This is a genomic window from candidate division WOR-3 bacterium, from assembly GCA_039804025.1.
Classification (GTDB): domain Bacteria; phylum Hydrothermota; class Hydrothermia; order Hydrothermales; family JAJRUZ01; genus JBCNVI01.
Genome location: JBDRZP010000001.1, coordinates 97,815 through 114,352 on the forward strand (window position 1 = coordinate 97,815; position 16,538 = coordinate 114,352).

At 29.2% G+C, this 16,538-nt stretch carries 16 protein-coding genes; all 16 read left to right on the top strand.

All coding sequences use genetic code 11. The annotated features are described in order from the left end of the window. Nucleotides 1-105: 105 nt before the first annotated feature. From ABIN73_00445 to ABIN73_00520, 16 genes are read left to right on the top strand one after another with little or no spacing between them, the layout of a single operon-like run. Complete coding sequence (locus ABIN73_00445; GenBank protein MEO0268196.1) at nt 106-546, top strand: division/cell wall cluster transcriptional repressor MraZ; 441 nt, start codon at nt 106-108, stop codon at nt 544-546. Then, nucleotides 515-1,402, top strand: a complete 888-nt coding sequence (gene rsmH, locus ABIN73_00450; protein ID MEO0268197.1) for a 16S rRNA (cytosine(1402)-N(4))-methyltransferase RsmH — start codon at nt 515-517, stop codon at nt 1,400-1,402. Before ABIN73_00445 ends, rsmH begins: the two co-directional genes overlap by 32 nt. Next, a complete protein-coding gene (locus tag ABIN73_00455; GenBank protein ID MEO0268198.1) occupies nt 1,399-1,620 on the top strand; it encodes a hypothetical protein in 222 nt (73 codons plus the stop codon). The genes rsmH and ABIN73_00455 overlap by 4 nt, the downstream gene beginning before the upstream one ends. After that, complete coding sequence (locus tag ABIN73_00460) at nt 1,607-3,100, top strand: penicillin-binding protein 2 (protein ID MEO0268199.1); 1,494 nt, start codon at nt 1,607-1,609, stop codon at nt 3,098-3,100. Before ABIN73_00455 ends, ABIN73_00460 begins: the two co-directional genes overlap by 14 nt. Beyond that, nucleotides 3,090-4,556 carry a UDP-N-acetylmuramoyl-L-alanyl-D-glutamate--2,6-diaminopimelate ligase gene (locus tag ABIN73_00465; GenBank protein MEO0268200.1) on the top strand — a complete coding sequence of 489 codons (1,467 nt, stop codon included), beginning with the start codon at nt 3,090-3,092 and terminating at the stop codon, nt 4,554-4,556. The genes ABIN73_00460 and ABIN73_00465 overlap by 11 nt, the downstream gene beginning before the upstream one ends. Next, nucleotides 4,540-5,823 carry a UDP-N-acetylmuramoyl-tripeptide--D-alanyl-D-alanine ligase gene (gene murF, locus ABIN73_00470; GenBank protein ID MEO0268201.1) on the top strand — a complete coding sequence of 428 codons (1,284 nt, stop codon included), beginning with the start codon at nt 4,540-4,542 and terminating at the stop codon, nt 5,821-5,823. Before ABIN73_00465 ends, murF begins: the two co-directional genes overlap by 17 nt. After that, nucleotides 5,813-6,889: a phospho-N-acetylmuramoyl-pentapeptide-transferase gene (mraY, locus tag ABIN73_00475; protein MEO0268202.1), complete on the top strand. Its 1,077-nt coding sequence runs from the start codon at nt 5,813-5,815 to the stop codon at nt 6,887-6,889. The genes murF and mraY overlap by 11 nt, the downstream gene beginning before the upstream one ends. After that, entirely contained in the window at nt 6,886-8,142 is a 1,257-nt protein-coding gene (gene murD / locus ABIN73_00480) for a UDP-N-acetylmuramoyl-L-alanine--D-glutamate ligase (GenBank protein MEO0268203.1), read from the top strand. The genes mraY and murD overlap by 4 nt, the downstream gene beginning before the upstream one ends. After that, nucleotides 8,124-9,218: an FtsW/RodA/SpoVE family cell cycle protein gene (locus tag ABIN73_00485; protein ID MEO0268204.1), complete on the top strand. Its 1,095-nt coding sequence runs from the start codon at nt 8,124-8,126 to the stop codon at nt 9,216-9,218. Before murD ends, ABIN73_00485 begins: the two co-directional genes overlap by 19 nt. Next, nucleotides 9,200-10,231, top strand: a complete 1,032-nt coding sequence (locus tag ABIN73_00490) for a UDP-N-acetylglucosamine--N-acetylmuramyl-(pentapeptide) pyrophosphoryl-undecaprenol N-acetylglucosamine transferase (GenBank protein ID MEO0268205.1) — start codon at nt 9,200-9,202, stop codon at nt 10,229-10,231. Before ABIN73_00485 ends, ABIN73_00490 begins: the two co-directional genes overlap by 19 nt. Next, nucleotides 10,207-11,577: a UDP-N-acetylmuramate--L-alanine ligase gene (murC, locus tag ABIN73_00495; GenBank protein ID MEO0268206.1), complete on the top strand. Its 1,371-nt coding sequence runs from the start codon at nt 10,207-10,209 to the stop codon at nt 11,575-11,577. Before ABIN73_00490 ends, murC begins: the two co-directional genes overlap by 25 nt. Further along, nucleotides 11,561-12,448: a UDP-N-acetylmuramate dehydrogenase gene (gene murB / locus ABIN73_00500; protein MEO0268207.1), complete on the top strand. Its 888-nt coding sequence runs from the start codon at nt 11,561-11,563 to the stop codon at nt 12,446-12,448. The genes murC and murB overlap by 17 nt, the downstream gene beginning before the upstream one ends. Continuing rightward, the gene (locus tag ABIN73_00505; protein MEO0268208.1) at nt 12,438-12,905 is read left to right on the top strand and encodes a hypothetical protein; all 468 of its coding nucleotides are present in this window, start codon (nt 12,438-12,440) and stop codon (nt 12,903-12,905) included. Before murB ends, ABIN73_00505 begins: the two co-directional genes overlap by 11 nt. Continuing rightward, a complete protein-coding gene (gene ftsA, locus ABIN73_00510) occupies nt 12,906-14,153 on the top strand; it encodes a cell division protein FtsA (protein MEO0268209.1) in 1,248 nt (415 codons plus the stop codon). A 38-nt stretch (nt 14,154-14,191) separates the two neighbouring features. Continuing rightward, nucleotides 14,192-15,328: a cell division protein FtsZ gene (ftsZ, locus tag ABIN73_00515; protein ID MEO0268210.1), complete on the top strand. Its 1,137-nt coding sequence runs from the start codon at nt 14,192-14,194 to the stop codon at nt 15,326-15,328. A gap of 11 nt (nt 15,329-15,339) precedes the next feature. Next, a complete protein-coding gene (locus ABIN73_00520; GenBank protein MEO0268211.1) occupies nt 15,340-16,533 on the top strand; it encodes a glycosyltransferase family 4 protein in 1,194 nt (397 codons plus the stop codon). The last annotated feature ends 5 nt before the right edge of the window (nt 16,534-16,538 follow it).

Here is a 16,538-nt window from a genome sequence, read left to right on the forward strand (position 1 = left end):
ACAAAAAAGCATTCAAACTTTTAAGTTTTCCACATAATTTTCCACAAATCCTTGACAATTTCATAACATTATCTTATAATCTTTGGTGTCAAAAAGTGGGAAAAAGTGGGAAGAAATAACCGAATTAATCCGGTTGATGAAAAAGGGAGAGTTTCCTTCCCACATGATTTGCGTAAGGTGCTCTCCCCTGATGGAAATGGAAAAATAATTTTAACAAGAGGACCTGAGAAATGTATATGGGTCTTTTCGGAAAGGGAATGGAAAAATTTTGAAAATGCCTTCAGGGAAAAAGGTGTAGGAGATTTTAAAAACAGAAGCCTTATGAGGCTTTTACTTGGTGATGCAGTTGAAACAGAATTTGATAACCATGGAAGAATCCTTATACCAGGGCATCTTGCTGAATACGCTGGAATAAAAAGGGAATGCAGATTTGTAAGAATGTTCGCATGGATTGAAATATGGGATCCTGCAAGATATGAAGAAACCATTGAAAAAGTAAAGGAGGAAATAGACTATGATCAATACTTCGGTAATTTCAAATTCTGAAATAAAAATACACCCTTCCTGTATGATAAAGGAAGTTATTGAAATTTTAAAACCAGAAAATAAAAAAATTATTGTTGATGCCACCTTTGGAACAGGAGGACATTCTATTCATATACTTAAAAAAACAAAAGGAAAACTCTTCGCCTTTGAAAAAGACCCCTTCCTCTATGAAAAGGGAAAAAAAACTTTTGAAAATTTCAAAAATTTCAAAATCTTTAATAACAGCTTCACAGAAATACCGGAAGTTTTAGGAAAAGAGGGAATCAATAAAATTGATGGAATAATATTTGATTTTGGTCTATCCTTCTACCATATATCTTCCTCAAACAGGGGATTTACCTTCAAAAGAAAGGAAATCCTTGATATGAGATATAATCCATACGAAAATGAAGAACTTTATAAAAAATTGAAAAAACTCACTCTTAAAGAAATTGAATTTATCCTTAAAGAATACGGTGAATTAAAAAATTATAAAAAAACTTCCCTTAACATTTATAAAGGAATAAAGGAAAAAGAAATAAAATACACTGATGAATTTAATGAAATAATTTTAAAAAATATAAAATACAATAAAGAAAAAATATTGCAAAAAGTATACCAGGCTTTTAGAATATGGATAAATAAAGAAATTGAAAACATTAAAAAAACTCTTTCCTTTTTACCTCAAATAATGGAATCAGGTGGAATAGCTGTATTTCTTACATATCACTCTCTTGAAGATAGAATAATAAAAAACTTTTTAAAAACTAATTCTTTTAAAGTTATTACTAAAAAACCAATTACACCTTCAGAAAAAGAAATAAAAGAAAAACCAAATTGCAATTCATGCAAACTAAGGGCAGGAGAAAGAATATGAAAAAAAAGATTAAAAGAAAAGCATTAATTTTAATATTATTCCTTTACCTTTTCCTTTTACTTTTCATAAGAGGTAAAGTTATAGAAAAATCTAAGGAAGTATATAAAAGGGAAAAAGAACTTCTTGAGCTTGAATATAGAGCAATTAATAACAAAATGGAATTTTTAAAAGCCTTATTCTTTGATTCAGAAAAGGAAAAATACTATGTTGAAAAATAAAGAAACTTTCAGGATTAAAATTTTTAAAAATATAATTTTAATCTCATTCTTTTTAATTTTTTATAAGGCTATAAACTTTCAGCTCTTACCCCAGGGAAGAATTTATGAAGAAGAAGGAGAAAAGGAATTTATAAGAATTAAAAAAATCAAAGCAAAAAGAGGTGATATTTATGATAGAAATCTTATACCACTTGCCATTTCAATAATAAAGGATGATGAATGGACAAGAAAATATCCCTTTGGCTTTATTACATCTAACTTAATTGGATTTGTTAATTCAGAAGATAGAGGGTTAGAAGGTATTGAATTTGAATTTGATAACATCCTTAAAGGAAAAGACGGAATGATTGAACTTTTTAGAACAGCAGACGGTAAATATAGCAAACTTCCTGAAAGCAAAATAATCTTACCTGAAAATGGAAAGGATATTATTTTAACAATTGACATAAGAATACAAAAAATCTGCTCAAAAATTCTTAAAGATTACGCCGAAAAGTACAATGCTAAAAAAGGTTGGGCTTGCGTTATAAATCCATCAAATGGTGAAATTCTTGCCTTATCCTCTTATCCTTTTTTCGACCCAGAAAATTATTATAAATTTAAGGAGGAAAGCTTCCGAAATAATAATATCCAGTACCTCTTTGAACCGGGGTCAGTCTTTAAACCACTTACAGCTATATATGCAATAAAAAATTCAAAAGTAAAACTAAATGAGTTATTTGACGTTTCCAAACCAATAATAATAAAAGATGTTATTATCAATGACCCAGAAATTGAAAAGAAGAAAAAAAATTACTTCACCCTTGAGGAAATAATTGTTAATTCTTCAAATATAGGGATTTCAAAAGTAGCAGAAAGATTAAAAATGGAGGAACTTATAAATTTTGCATATAGATGCGGTTTTGGGAACCCAACAGGTATTTTATTCCCAGGAGAAAGTAGTGGGTTGATTGAAAAAAAGAAAAAATTAACAAAGGTCGATTTATTAACTTTTTCCTTTGGCCAGGGATTACTTGTAAGTCCAATCCAGATTGCTCTCTTTTATTCTGCAATAGCAAATAACGGGTATTTGCTTCACCCTGTGCTTGTTAAGGGAATCAAGGATGAAAAAAACTTTAGAGAATTTAATAGCAAAATCATAACAAGAAAAATCTTTGATAAAGAGGAATGTTTGATAATAAAAAATTTTTTAAGAAAAGTTGTTGAAGAAGGTAGCGGTAAAAAAGCAAAAATTGAAGGTTTAAGTATTTGCGGCAAGACCGGAACTTCACAGAAGGTAATCAATGGAAAATATTCAAACGAACTTTCTGTAATGAGTTTTGTTGGTTTTTTTCCGGAAGAAAATCCAGAATATTTAATATATCTCGGTCTTGATGAACCACAGAATGTAAGGTTTTCCTCTGAAATTATACCAGAAATGTTCAAAAAAATTGTTGAAGAAATTTTACTTATAAAAGAAATAGCTCTATATGAACCTTAAAGATTTATTCAAAAATTTAAAGGGGGAGTTTATAAATTTCAAAAATGAAGAAGTAAAAGGTATATCAGAAAATTCAAAAGAAGTAGAAAAAAATTATGTGTTTATTACTTTAAAGGGAACAAAAACAAGCGGAAAAAATTTTATAAAAGAAGCAATAGAAAGGGGGGCAATTTGTATTGTAACAGATGAAAAAATAAATGAAATTAAAGTGCCTCAGTTCATTACAGAAGATGTTTATGGGACAATGCATAAGATTCTGCAAAGGTTTTATTCAAAGCCTAAATTTAAAATCATAGGTGTTACAGGAACAAATGGAAAATCAACAATAACCAATTACCTTTCTTTTGTTTTTGATAAACTCGGAATTAAAAATGGGGTAATAGGAACATTAAGTTCAAGAGTAAAAGATAAAATAATTTTCAAAGGTTACACAACACCTCCTGCAACTTATCTTTACAGAATTTTTAAGGAGATGGAGAAAGAAAAAATAGATTACCTTTTTATGGAAGTTACATCCCATGGTCTTGAGCAAAAGAGAATTTATGACATTACCTTAGAGGGACTTATATATACTGGAATAACAAGAGACCATCTTGATTTCCATAAAACAATGGAAAATTATTACCAAGCAAAGAAAAAGGCTTTTTATCTTTTAAGTAAAAATGCACCATCTCTTATCAATGTTGAAAATCCATACGGAAAAAGAATCTTTGAAGAAATTGATAATAAAAATAAAAAAAGTTATGGATTTTATCTTGAAGAATTAGATTACAGGATTTTTATCAAATACATATCTTCTCAAGGTATGGGATTGAAAATTGAGTATAATAAAAGAGAAATAGATTTTGAAACAAAACTTATAGGTAAATTTAATGCCTATAACATATGTGCTGTTTTTGCAATGCTTAAAGAACTCGGATTTAAAGAAGAAGATTTTTTAAAACCCTTAACTGAATTTGAAGGAATTGAAGGAAGGCTTGAAAAAATTTCTTCTAAAAAGGGATTCTATATATACATAGATTATGCCCATACCCCTGATGCTTTAAATGCATCTCTTGAAACATTAAAAAGTTTACATCCTAAAAAACTTATCACTATTTTTGGAGCAGGAGGCAACAGAGACAAGGAAAAAAGACCTATGATGGGAAGAATTGCTTCAGAGTATGCTGATATACTGATTCTTACCAATGATAATCCAAGATTTGAAGATCCGATCAAAATCATAGAGGATATTAAATCAGGAATTCCTGAGGGTGAACTTGATAAAGTAATAATTGAACCGGATAGAAGAAAAGCAATAAAAAAGGGGGTAGAACTTGCTGAAAAAGGTGATATTATTTTAATTGCAGGTAAAGGTCATGAGGACTACATGGAAATAAAGGGAGAAAAAATTCCCTTTAAAGACAAGGATGTTGTTATGGAAATACTTGAGGGAAATCATGAAAGAATTAGTTGAAAAAATTTTAAAAGATTTAAAATCTGTAAAAATTGACTCTCGGGAAATTAAAGAAGGTGATATATTTTTTGCTTTGAGAGGAGAGAAAACTCATGGTGCTTATTTTGTAGAGGATGCACTAAAAAGGGGAGCTAAACTTGCAATTTTACCAAAAGAATTTGAAAACAAATTCAAAAATGAGAAAATAATTTTTGTTGAAGATACCCTCAAATTTTTAATTGAACTTGCAAAAGAAAGAAGGAAAAATTTAAAGGGGAAAATTATTGCAATTACAGGAACTGTTGGAAAAACCACTTTAAAGTTCATGTTATCACACATAATGAATAAAAATAATAAGAAAAATTTTCCATCTCCAAAAAGCTATAACAACTTTATCGGTGCTTCCTTAACACTTTTAAATGCACCTCCTGAAACTGATTATATAATAATGGAAGCAGGGATAAATAAAGAAGGTGAAATGGAGGAACTTCGTGAAATTATAAAACCCGATTTAGGAATTTTAACAAAAATAGGGCCAGGACATCTTGAAGGACTTAAAAGTATTGAAAAAGTTGTAGAAGAAAAATCAAAACTTTTTGAAAAATTACCACCTGATGGTTTTTTAGTTGTTAATAAAAATTCACCTTACATTCATCTAATAAAAACAAAAGCAAACATAGTATATTATGAGGTTAAAGAAAAAAATTTAAAATGGGATGGTAAATATTTCATCTATAAAAATGATTTCAATTTCAGAATAAATGTTCCAAGTTTTGGTATGGTAGAAAATGCACTCTCGGCTTTAAAGACATCTTTTCTACTTAAACTCAACATAAGTGAAGATATATTTGATGATTTTAAATTCCCTGAACTCAGAATGCAGTTAATAAATTACAAGGATGCAATAATAATTCTTGATGCCTATAATGCAAATCCTCTTTCCATGGAAGATGCAATAAAAACTGGAACCTTTTTCAATAAAAAGGAAAAATTCCTTTTTATGGGAGATATGTTAGAACTTGGTGAATATTCAGAGTTTTATCACAGGGAAATAGCAAGAATTTTAAAAGCAAAAAATTATAATGCTGTTTTTACCTTAGGAGAATATTCAAGATTTACTTCAGAAGAAAGTGAAAAACTGGGTCTTTTTTCTTCACATTATACTGACAAAAATAAAATGAAAGAAAAATTAAAAGAGATCTTAGAGAGAAACGTTCTAATTGTAATAAAAGGTTCAAGAAAAATGGAAATGGAAAAAATTTTGGAGGGTGTAATAAATGTTCCTTGAATTTTTATATCCTCTTAAAAGTTTATGGACTCCCTTTAATTTATTTGGATATGTCACATTCAGAGCTCTCTATGCTGCTGTTACTTCCTTCTTACTGACTATTATTATAATGCCCTACTATTTAAAGCTTTCCAAAAAATTCAACTTAAGAGAAAAAATAAAGGAAGATGTTCCTGAACATCATAAAAAAAAGGAGGGGACACCCACATCAGGAGGATTAATAATTGTTATAAGTGTAATAATTTCCCTTTTGCTTTGGGCTGATCTTAAAAATCCCTTTATTTATGCTGCCCTTCTTCCCTTCTTGGGTTTTTCTTTTGTAGGATTTCTTGATGATATAAGAAAAACTAAAAACAGAAAGGGACTTAACCAGGTTCCTAAATTTTTATTACAAGTTATTGTTACCTTAATTTTTATTTCCTTTTATTTCTTTATTTACAGCCCTGAAATCAGGTTTAAAACACAGATGCTCTTTTTCAAAAATATACTTCTCTCCCTTGATTTTCTTTACCCCTTTTTAATATTTTTCATGTATCTTGGTACAATAAACTCAGTTAACTTAACCGACGGACTTGACGGTCTTGCAGCTGGTGTTGCAGCTCCTGTTATTTTTGCTTTCACAGTTTTTGCTTATGTGGGTGGGCACTTCAAAATAGCAAACTATTTAAATGTTCTCTTTATACCAAAATCCTGGGAAATATCTGTATTCGGCTCTGCTCTTCTCGGTTCAACAATTGGTTTTTTATGGTTCAATTCATACCCTGCTGAAATTTTTATGGGGGATACAGGCTCTCACGCAATTGGAGGAGGAATTGCATCAATGGCTGCTCTTATTAAACATGAGCTCCTTCTCCCAATTGCTGGATTTGTTTTTGTTATAGAAGCTTTAAGTGTTATGATACAGGTATTTTCTTATAGAAGATTCGGGAAAAGAGTATTTCTAATTGCACCTCTCCATCACCATTTTGAAAAAAAAGGATTTTCTGAACCAAAAATTGTGGTAAGATTCTGGATAACATCCTTAATTTTTTCTCTTATAGCAGTAAGCACTTTAAAAATCAGATGAAGAATGCAATCTGGGGATTCGGTTCTTCTGGAAAATCTGTTTTTTCCTTTATGTTAAAAGAAGGATTAAAACCTTTTGTAATAGATAAAAAATTTCAGAATGAGCATCTTTTACCTTTATTTGATAGAATTATATTATCACCGGGAATAGCTTTAAATCATCATCAATTCAGAAACTTGATAAAGAACAGTAAAACCATAATACCAGAACTCGAATTTGGTTTTAATTTAATAAATGGAAAAATAATTGCAATAACAGGAACAAATGGTAAAACCACAACAACACACCTTATTTATAATATCTTAAAAGAAAATCTAAAAAATAAAAGGGTTTTTCTTGGAGGTAATATAGGAAAACCACTTACTGACCTTTACTACAGAGAAGGTATTTTTGTTCTTGAAGTTTCAAGTTTTCAGCTTCAATTTATAAAAAGATTTAAACCTGATATCGCCTGTATTTTAAATATTTCAGAAGATCATCTTGATTCCCATAATTCCTTTGAAGAATATAGAGAGTCAAAATTAAAGATTTTCAAAAATATGGGAAAAGGTGATTATCTAATTTTGAATTATGAGGATGAAAATTTAAAGAATATAAAAAATAATAATATCAATATCCTTTATGTATCTTTAAGAGAAAAAGTAAATGGAATTTATTACTCACAGGGAAAATTTATAATTAATCTTTTTGATAAAAGAGAAATAATAGAAGATGAGTTTGAAAATTTTATAGGTCCTGGAAATAAGTATAATTTAGCTTTTTCCATTTTAGTAAGTTATCTTATGGGTATAAATAAGGAAAAAATTGTTCTAATTTTAAAAAAATTAAAACCACTACCTCATCGCCTTGAAATTGTTAAAAAGGAAAAGGATATTTTATGGATTAATGATTCAAAATCCACAAACCCTCATTCCGTCCTTTATGCTTTAAAATCTTTTAATAGCAAAAATATAATTCTTATACTCGGCGGGAAAAACAAAAATATTTCCTTTGATTCAATAAAAGAAGAAGTTAAAAAGAAGGTTAAAAAAATAATTCTTTATGGAGAAGCTGGTGAATTTCTTGAAAATAATTTAAGTGGCTTAAAAGAGATAAAAAGAGTTAAAACCGTAAAAGATGCTGTTTATGAAGCAAAAAGAAGTTCTGATAAGGGAGACATTGTTCTTTTCTCCCCAGGACTTGCAAGTTTTGATCAGTATAAAAATTATGCAGAACGTGGTGAGGATTTTAAAAGATGGGTGAAAGAAATTTAATTTTATCGGTTTTTATACTATCTCTTTTATCCTTTATCTTTCTTTTCTCCTCTAATTTTTACTCCTGGATATTTAAAGGTGAGGAAGTTTTTCTTGATACGCTTTTAAAAATTCTTTCAAGAAATATCTTAAATGTGGTTTCCTTCTTTATGGGAATTATTATTCCATTATCTTTTCTTAAAAGTACAAGATTTTTAATAAGTTGGTCACTTTTATTTTTCCTTTTAGTTCCCATTATTTTAGATATCTCAATAAAAAACACCTACAGATGGATTACATTTTATGATTTCACAATACAACCTTCAGAAATATTTAAAATTGGATTTTTACTTCAGATTTCCAATTTTTTAAGTGAGCCTCAAAATCCTCTGAGAGTATTAGGTTTTTTAACTTATCTTTTACTTGCCCTTATCTTTCTTTACCTTATACCTCACTTTTCAATGATAGTTTCTATAATATTTGTAACAGGAACTCTTATTTTCCTTAAAGGTATAAAATTCAAATACTTTCTAATAGCATTTATTATATTACCTCTTTTACTTCTTTCCCTTATATTTATAAAAAAAAGTTATGTAATGAGTAGAATAAAAAGTTATAGGAGTGGGGAAGTAGTATACCAAGTAAAACAAGCAAAAATAGCAATATCAAGAGGGGGAATTTTCGGGGTAGGTATCGGTAAAGGAAAAATTAAATATAAATTTTTACCAGATCTATCAAAGGACTTTATATTTTCTCTGATTGCAGAAGAAACAGGACTTGTTGGTATCTCTATTTTAATTTTTATTTATTTGATTTTAATTAAAAGTTTAATTGATAGTGCTCTTTTAATAGAAGATGAATTTTTTAAAACTTATGTGCTCGGGACTGCTATTTTTACATTTTTTAATGTTTTTGTTCATATTTCTGTAAATCTGGGAATTCTTCCTGTTACAGGTGTACCACTACCTCTTATTTCCTATGGGGGTTCCTCGGGAATAACTTATTCTTTTTTATTTGGCTCCTGCTATAATATCATTGCAAATAGGGAAATTTTAAGAGAGGAGAAAATAGAATTATTATGGTCAAGATATTCATAATAACAGGTGGAACCGGTGGTCACATTTTTCCTGCACTGGAAGTAAAAAAATTCCTTGAAAGTTTGAATTTTAAAACTTATTTATTAGCTTCCTTGAAAGATGATACAGATTTTAATATAAATTTTGACTTTAAATTTGATTCAGCACCTTTTAAAGGTCAAAACTTTAAAAAAATCTTTTTAAACATTTTTAAGATTTTAAAGGGAACTTTTCAGAGCTTTTTGTTTATTTTAAAAATTAACCCTCATATGATATTTATTTTCGGAAGTTATGCTTCCTTTCCTTTTTTTATTCCTTCACTTCTAATGAGAAAAAAAATATTTGTTTTTGAACAGAATTCAATACCTGGAGTTGTTACAAAAATTTTCAGTAAATTTTCCAATAAAATTTTTGTGAGTTTTAAGGAAACAGAAAAATTCTTAAGAAAAAAATGTATTTTACTTTCTAATCCTGTTAGAAATTTAAAATTAATACCAAGGGAAGAAGCAAGGAGGATACTTAATATTCCCCTTGATAAAAGAACCATACTCTTTTTAGGAGGGAGTCAAGGTGCTAAAAAACTTATTGAATTATCTCACAAATATTCTGAAATCACAGACGATACTATACTCACTCTTGCTGGTAAATTTTATGAAGAATATAAAGAAAAATTAAAAAGAGAAAATTTTTATCTTTTTCCTTTTAGAAATGATATGGAAAACTTTTATTCTGCCTGTGATGTTGTAGTATCAAGATCAGGAGCCGGAGCAGTTTTTGAAATTTTAAAAATAAAGAAAAAAGCAATTTTTATTCCATTCCCATATGCTGCAGATAATCACCAGCATTATAACGCCCTTTTTGCTAAAAGATACGGAACATTTAAAATCCTTATTGAAGAAAAAGTGGATCCTTTTATTTTAAAAAAGGAAATAGATGAAATTTTTAAAGAAAAAGAAAACTTTAAAGAATTACCTGACTGGAGAAAAATTTTAAAAAGGGAGATAAAGTCATGTTATTCGTGCATACAGGAATAAAAAAGATACATTTCGTTGGAATAGGTGGCTCAGGGATGTCAGGGATGGCTGAAATTTTAAAACATATGGGTTTTGAAATAACAGGAAGTGATATAAGAAAAAGTGAAACTACAAAGAGACTTGAAGTTCTCGGAATAAAAGTATTTTACAAACACAGTAAGGAAAATATAAAGGATCAGGATCTCGTTGTTTATTCCAGTGCAATTTCTATGGATAATATTGAAATTAAGGAAGCTAAAAAAAGAGGAATTCCTGTAATAAGAAGAGCGGAGATGCTTGCTGAACTTACAAAAATCAAATTCTCAATATGTATAACAGGAGCACATGGAAAATCAACTACAACAACAATGATCTCTAATCTACTTAAAAATGCAGGTCTTGAACCAACAACAATAGTTGGAGGAATAATAAGAGGTATGGATACGGGTGGAATATTTGGATGGGGACAATTTCTTGTAACAGAAGCAGATGAATCTGACAGGTCATTTCTTCATCTCTTTCCCAGTATAGGTGTGATAACAAATATTGATAAGGAACATCTTGATACCTATAAAACAATGAAAGCTTTAAAGGAAGCCTTTAAAGAATTTATGTTAAAAGTCCCCTTTTATGGTGGTGTAGTTTATTGTGGTGATGACAAAAACTTAAGAAAAATTGCAGAGGAAGTAGAAAGAAAAAAAATAAGTTATGGTTTTAACAAATTTAATGATATCTATGCTTACAACATAAATTTAAAGGAAACGAAAAGTGAATTTGAAGTAAAGGTAAAAGGAGAAAATATTGGAAAATTTGAGCTTAATATACCTGGAATGCACAACATTTTAAACTCTCTTGCAGCAATTGGTGTTTCCTACTTACTTAAAATTCCTTTTTATATAACAAAAAAAACTCTAATGGAATTTAAAGGCGTAAAAAGGAGATTTGAATTTAAAGGTATAAAAAAGGGAATTGGACTTATAGACGATTATGCACATCATCCAACAGAAATAAAAGAATTTTTAAAAACAGCAAAAAACTTCTGGAAAAATGGAAGAATTCTGGTAGTCTTTCAGCCCCATAGATACACAAGAACAAAAATATTATGGAAGGGAATTGCAGAAAGTTTAAGTCTTTCAGATATTGTAATAGTTTTACCCATTTATCCCGCAGGTGAAAAGAAAATAAAAGGAGTAACTCATAAACTCATACTTAGGGAACTTAAAAAATATTCAAATTCTGTTTATGATGGAGAAAAAAATCTAAAAGAAAAAATTTTAAATATAGTAAAAGAAGGTGATCTTATATGTTCTGTTGGTGCAGGCAATGTTTACAAAATCGTGGAGGAGATATATGATAGTATTAACTAATAAAAACTTTATAAAAAGAAATATAAATTTAAAAAACAAAAATACTTTAAGGATTAGCTCAACAGCATCTTTTTATGCTGAACCACGGAATGTAGATGAAATTTTTGATGCTCTTGAATTTGCTGAAAAAAGAGGATTAAAAACTCTCTTTATTGGAGGAGGCTCAAATATTCTACTACCTGACGGTGTGTTCGATGTCCTCGTTATTTCCACTTCCAGTTTAAAAGAATTTATATATACTGATGATGGAGTAATTGCTGATGCAGGGGTTAAGTTTTCAGAACTAATCAAAAGTCTATCGGAAAAAGGATTAGGTGGACTTGAATTTACAGCAGGAATACCTGCTACTGTCGGAGGAGCAATTTATATGAACTTAGGAAGCATGGGAAAGGAAATATCACAATATTTAAAAGAAATATTTGTTTATGAAAATGGATTTTTAAAAAAATTAAAAAGAGAAGAAATTGAATTTTCTTACAGGAAAGGTTATACAAAGGGAATTATAATAAGTGCTTATTTCAAACTGGAAAAAAAAGATAAAAAAGTAATAAAAGAAGAAATTATATCAATTTTAAATAGAAAGAGGGAAACTCAACCTCTTGAATATCCTTCAGCAGGATGTGTTTTCAAGAATCCATCAAAGGAACAACCTGCTGGAAAATTGATTGAGCTTGCAGGTTTAAAGGGTTTAAGAATTGGAGGCGCTGAAGTTTCAAGAAAACATGCTAACTTTATCATAAATGTAAACAATGCTAAATCTTCCGATATAAAGGAAATTATAAAAATTGTGCAAGAAAAAGTTTACGAAAAATTTGGAATAAAACTAAAAAGAGAACTTATATATGCAGAGGAAATTTTAAATGAGAGGTAAAAGGAAATTTTTCATTCTCCTTTTATTTTTATTTGGATTTAAAAAGGCAAATAAAGTTAATTCAAACTATTATGGAGAAATAATTGCAAAGTATGGAAGAGAAAGCTTTTTAACATCTACTGGATTTCTTTTAAAGATAAAGGATAAAGAAATTGTAGATTCATTACCACAAATTTTAAATTTAAATATAAAAATAGAACCAGATAGTCTTAAATTTAACTCTTTTCTTTATCCTTCTTCAGAACTTTTAAAAAAAATAAAAGAGATGAATCCTCAATTTTATAGAAAGATAGAGTATGTAGATCCTATGAGCCTTACAATTTATACCAAAGATAAAAAAATTATTCGATTCGGTCTTGGAAGATTTGCTAAAAAAATCAACTATTTAAAAAATTTAAAGGAATTTAAAGATTCCTTAAACCTTGAAATTTTATCTTTTTTAGAAGGAGGCAAATAAATGGAGGGAAAGAGAATTGTTAGTGTCGATTTAGGGACTTCAAAGGTTATCTCTGTATTTGGAAGCCCTGAAAATGGAAGTATAAAAATAGAGGGTTATTCACCCAAAATAGATTCTCGGGGAATTGAATCAGGCGTGATTCAGAATATTGAAAAAGTTTCTAACTCATTAAAAGAAGCAGTTGAACAGGCTTTTAGATTAAAAGGTGATGTTCCAAAGAAGAGAACAAAAATAATTTTAACTATAAACGGAAGCTATATTGAAAGTGAAATTGTAAAGGGATTTGTCCCTGTCAAAGATCCTGATGGTGAAATTGACGAAAATGATAGAATAAGGGTAATAAATACAGCAGTTCAAAGATCAAATACTTCAGAAAAATCAATTATTTATGTTCATCCTAATGAATATACTATTGATGACCAAAAAGGAATAAAAGAACCAGTAGGAATGATGGGAACAAAACTTGAGGTAGAAACATTTATTTTAAAAGCAAAGAAAAATATACTTGATACATTAAGAAAGGTGGCATGGAAGTCAAATTTTGAAATAGAAAATTTTGTTTTTTCACCAATTGCTTCTTCCTATGCAGTTCTTGAAGAAGAGGAAATAAATCAAGGTGTTCTTTTGATGGATATTGGAATGGGGACTGTGGATATTGCAGTATGGAATAAGGGTTCTTTAATTTATGCTGACTCTTTTCCAATAGGTGGTAAATACATTATCAATGACCTTATAAAAATTTTACGAATAACAAGTAAAAAGGCAAAAGAATTACTTGAACTTTTCAGTACCACCTATGAGGAAAATGATAATAACATGGAAATAGAAGTTGAGGGGATTGGGGAAAGACCTTCTAAGAAAATTAAAGCTGCATTTGTTAAAGAAACAATTTTTGCAAGGCTTGAAGAAATATTTGAAAGGGTAAAATGGTATGTTGAAAAAGTAATTGAAATAGAAAAATTACCAGCAGGAATTGTGCTTGTAGGTGGAATTGCAAAATTAAAAGGGATAACTGAAGTTGCAGAGAATTTTTTCAACGTTCCCTGCATAGTAGGTAAACCAAAAAATTTTAAAGGACTTTCAACTGATATAATATCGGATCCTTCATATACAGCAGCTTTAGGTGCCTTGAAAGTGGGCTACATGTTAAGGACATCTGGTTATAGTTCGCTTTCCAGGAAAATAAAAAAAGGATTTTCAATTTCGCAAATTTTCAGGAATATAAAGTACTTTTTTGAAAACTTTTGATAAGGGTTCTAATCCCTTTTAAAAATAAGGAGCAAGGAATGATAAAATTAAATGAAAGCTCAATAAAGCCAATAAGAATAAAAGTTTTAGGTATAGGTGGCGGTGGATCCAATGCTGTGAGATATATGTCTGAAAAAGGAGTTGAAAATGTGGAACTTATAGTTGCCAATACAGATGTTCAGGCTTTAAATAGAGTACCTGTAAATATAAAAATTCAGCTGGGGAAAAATATAACCAAAGGACAAGGAGCTGGTGGTGATCCTGAGATAGGAAAAAAAGCAGCAGAAGAATCCATTGAAGAAATCAGAAACATACTTAAGGATGCAGATATGATATTCCTTGCAGCAGGTCTTGGAGGAGGAACAGGTAGCGGAGGAATCCCTGTAATAGCAAAACTCTGTAAAGAAGAACTTAATGTTCTCACCTCAGCAGTTGTTACTCTACCCTTTTTAATGGAAGGTCCACTGAGACAAAGAAAGGCTCTACAAGCTTTAAATGAACTTAAAAATTATGTTAATTCCTATATTGTAATCCCAAATGAGAGATTATTAAAAAATGGAAACGAAAACCTGCCTTTGAAAGAAGCCTTTAAAAAGGTTGACGAAGTCCTTTTTCAAGCTGTTAAAGGAATAGTCAATGTTATTCAGAAGCCACAGTATGTAAATGTTGACTTTGCTGATATAAGAACTGTTTTAAAATATGGAGGTAAAGCAGTCATGGGAATTGGTATTGCTGAAGGAGAAAACAGAGCCAAAAATGCTACAAGAGAGGCAATTTTTTCTCCTCTCATTGATACAGAGGGAATTAAACACGCAAAGGGAGTTCTTTTAAATATAGTTGGAGGAAACGATTTAACAATCAGAGAGATTAACGAAGTTATGGACTTTGTAATGAATGAAGTAGATTCAGAGAACACGGAAATTATAACAGGTCTTGATTACAGTGAGGAAATGGAGGGTAAGATAGAAATTACATTAATTGCTTCGGGAATTTCAGATACTTCGGAAAAAAGAGAACCTAATTTTCATCCTTTTAAGGACTTGAATTTCACAAAATTTGATGAAAACGGAAATGATGAAGAACCTGCAATCCTTAGAAGGAGGGGATCTTCTTTAAATAAAGAAAAAATTTATTATTTTGATAGAGAAAAAAAGGAGGAAACAGAAGAAATTTAATAATTAAATTAATGAAAGTTCTTGTTTTAACAACAACTTTTCCAAGGTATAAAAATGATACTACACCTTCCTTTGTATTTGAATTATCAAAAGAAATAAAAAATAAAGGCTTTGAAGTTATAGTTTTAGCCCCCCATCATAAAAATTCAAAGTTTTTTGAAGAATTAGATGGTGTAAAAGTTTATAGATTTCCTTATTTTTTTCCATTAAATTTACAGAAGCTATGTTATGATGGTGGAATTATGAGAAATATCAGAAAAAGCTTTCTTGCAAAATTACAGGTTCCCCTTTTTTTTATCTCTTACTTTTATTTTACCTACAGATTAATAAAAAAATTAAAAATAAATATCATTCATTCCCATTGGATAATTCCGAGTGGTTTAATAGGTTCTTTTTTCAAAAAGTTTCTTAAAGTAAAACATATAACAACTGCACATGCTATTGATGTTTATACAATAGAAAAACTTCCTTTTAGAAAAATTTTAGCAGAATTTATTTACAATAACTCTGATTACATAATTTGTGTAAGTAACATATTAAGAGAAAAAATTTTAAAAATTTTAAATAAAAAGGGGGCTTCAGAAAAAGAAAAAATTTTTGTAAAGCCTATGGGAATGAAAATTCCATTTGTTAAAGATAAAAAAATTAAAAAGGAAAAATTTAACATTTTATTTTTAGGAAGATTTGTTGAAAAAAAAGGAATTAAATATCTCCTTTATGCATTACAAAAAGTAATCAATGTTCATAAAAATGTAACCCTAAATCTCGGAGGGACCGGTCCTTTAGAAATAGAGTTAAAAAATTTAGTAAAAGAACTAAATTTAGAAAATTATGTAAATTTTTTAGGATGGGTTGAAAGAGAGAGAATCCCTGAAATTTTAAGTGAATCTGATCTTCTTGTAGTTCCTTCAATTATTACAGAGGAAGGTGATACAGAAGGACTTCCAACAGTTATATTAGAAGCAATGGGTGCAGGTGTTCCTGTTATAGCAAGTGATGTAGGTGGAATAAGAGATGTAATAGAAAATAGCGTAAATGGGTTAATTGTACCACCAGGAGATGTTGAATCTCTTAAAAAAGCTATTATAACCATAATTGAAAATGAAAAATTAAGAGAAAAATTTATAAAGGAAGGAATAAACTTAGCACAGAATTATGACTGGGAAAAAATAGGAAATTTTTATGTTTCACTTTTTAAAAGCTAATTTCT

Bases quoted from the DNA above. Each gene is read 5' to 3' on its own strand.
- murF (MEO0268201.1), top strand. From the start codon at position 4,540: ATGAAAGAATTAGTTGAAAAAATTTTAAAAGATTTAAAATCTGTAAAA.
- ABIN73_00455 (MEO0268198.1), top strand. From the start codon at position 1,399: ATGAAAAAAAAGATTAAAAGAAAAGCATTAATTTTAATATTATTCCTT.
- rsmH (MEO0268197.1), top strand. From the start codon at position 515: ATGATCAATACTTCGGTAATTTCAAATTCTGAAATAAAAATACACCCT.
- mraY (MEO0268202.1), top strand. From the start codon at position 5,813: ATGTTCCTTGAATTTTTATATCCTCTTAAAAGTTTATGGACTCCCTTT.
- ABIN73_00460 (MEO0268199.1), top strand. From the start codon at position 1,607: ATGTTGAAAAATAAAGAAACTTTCAGGATTAAAATTTTTAAAAATATA.
- ABIN73_00490 (MEO0268205.1), top strand. From the start codon at position 9,200: ATGGTCAAGATATTCATAATAACAGGTGGAACCGGTGGTCACATTTTT.
- murD (MEO0268203.1), top strand. From the start codon at position 6,886: ATGAAGAATGCAATCTGGGGATTCGGTTCTTCTGGAAAATCTGTTTTT.
- murB (MEO0268207.1), top strand. From the start codon at position 11,561: ATGATAGTATTAACTAATAAAAACTTTATAAAAAGAAATATAAATTTA.
- ABIN73_00485 (MEO0268204.1), top strand. From the start codon at position 8,124: ATGGGTGAAAGAAATTTAATTTTATCGGTTTTTATACTATCTCTTTTA.
- ABIN73_00505 (MEO0268208.1), top strand. From the start codon at position 12,438: ATGAGAGGTAAAAGGAAATTTTTCATTCTCCTTTTATTTTTATTTGGA.
- ftsZ (MEO0268210.1), top strand. From the start codon at position 14,192: ATGATAAAATTAAATGAAAGCTCAATAAAGCCAATAAGAATAAAAGTT.
- murC (MEO0268206.1), top strand. From the start codon at position 10,207: ATGTTATTCGTGCATACAGGAATAAAAAAGATACATTTCGTTGGAATA.
- ftsA (MEO0268209.1), top strand. From the start codon at position 12,906: ATGGAGGGAAAGAGAATTGTTAGTGTCGATTTAGGGACTTCAAAGGTT.
- ABIN73_00465 (MEO0268200.1), top strand. From the start codon at position 3,090: ATGAACCTTAAAGATTTATTCAAAAATTTAAAGGGGGAGTTTATAAAT.
- ABIN73_00520 (MEO0268211.1), top strand. From the start codon at position 15,340: ATGAAAGTTCTTGTTTTAACAACAACTTTTCCAAGGTATAAAAATGAT.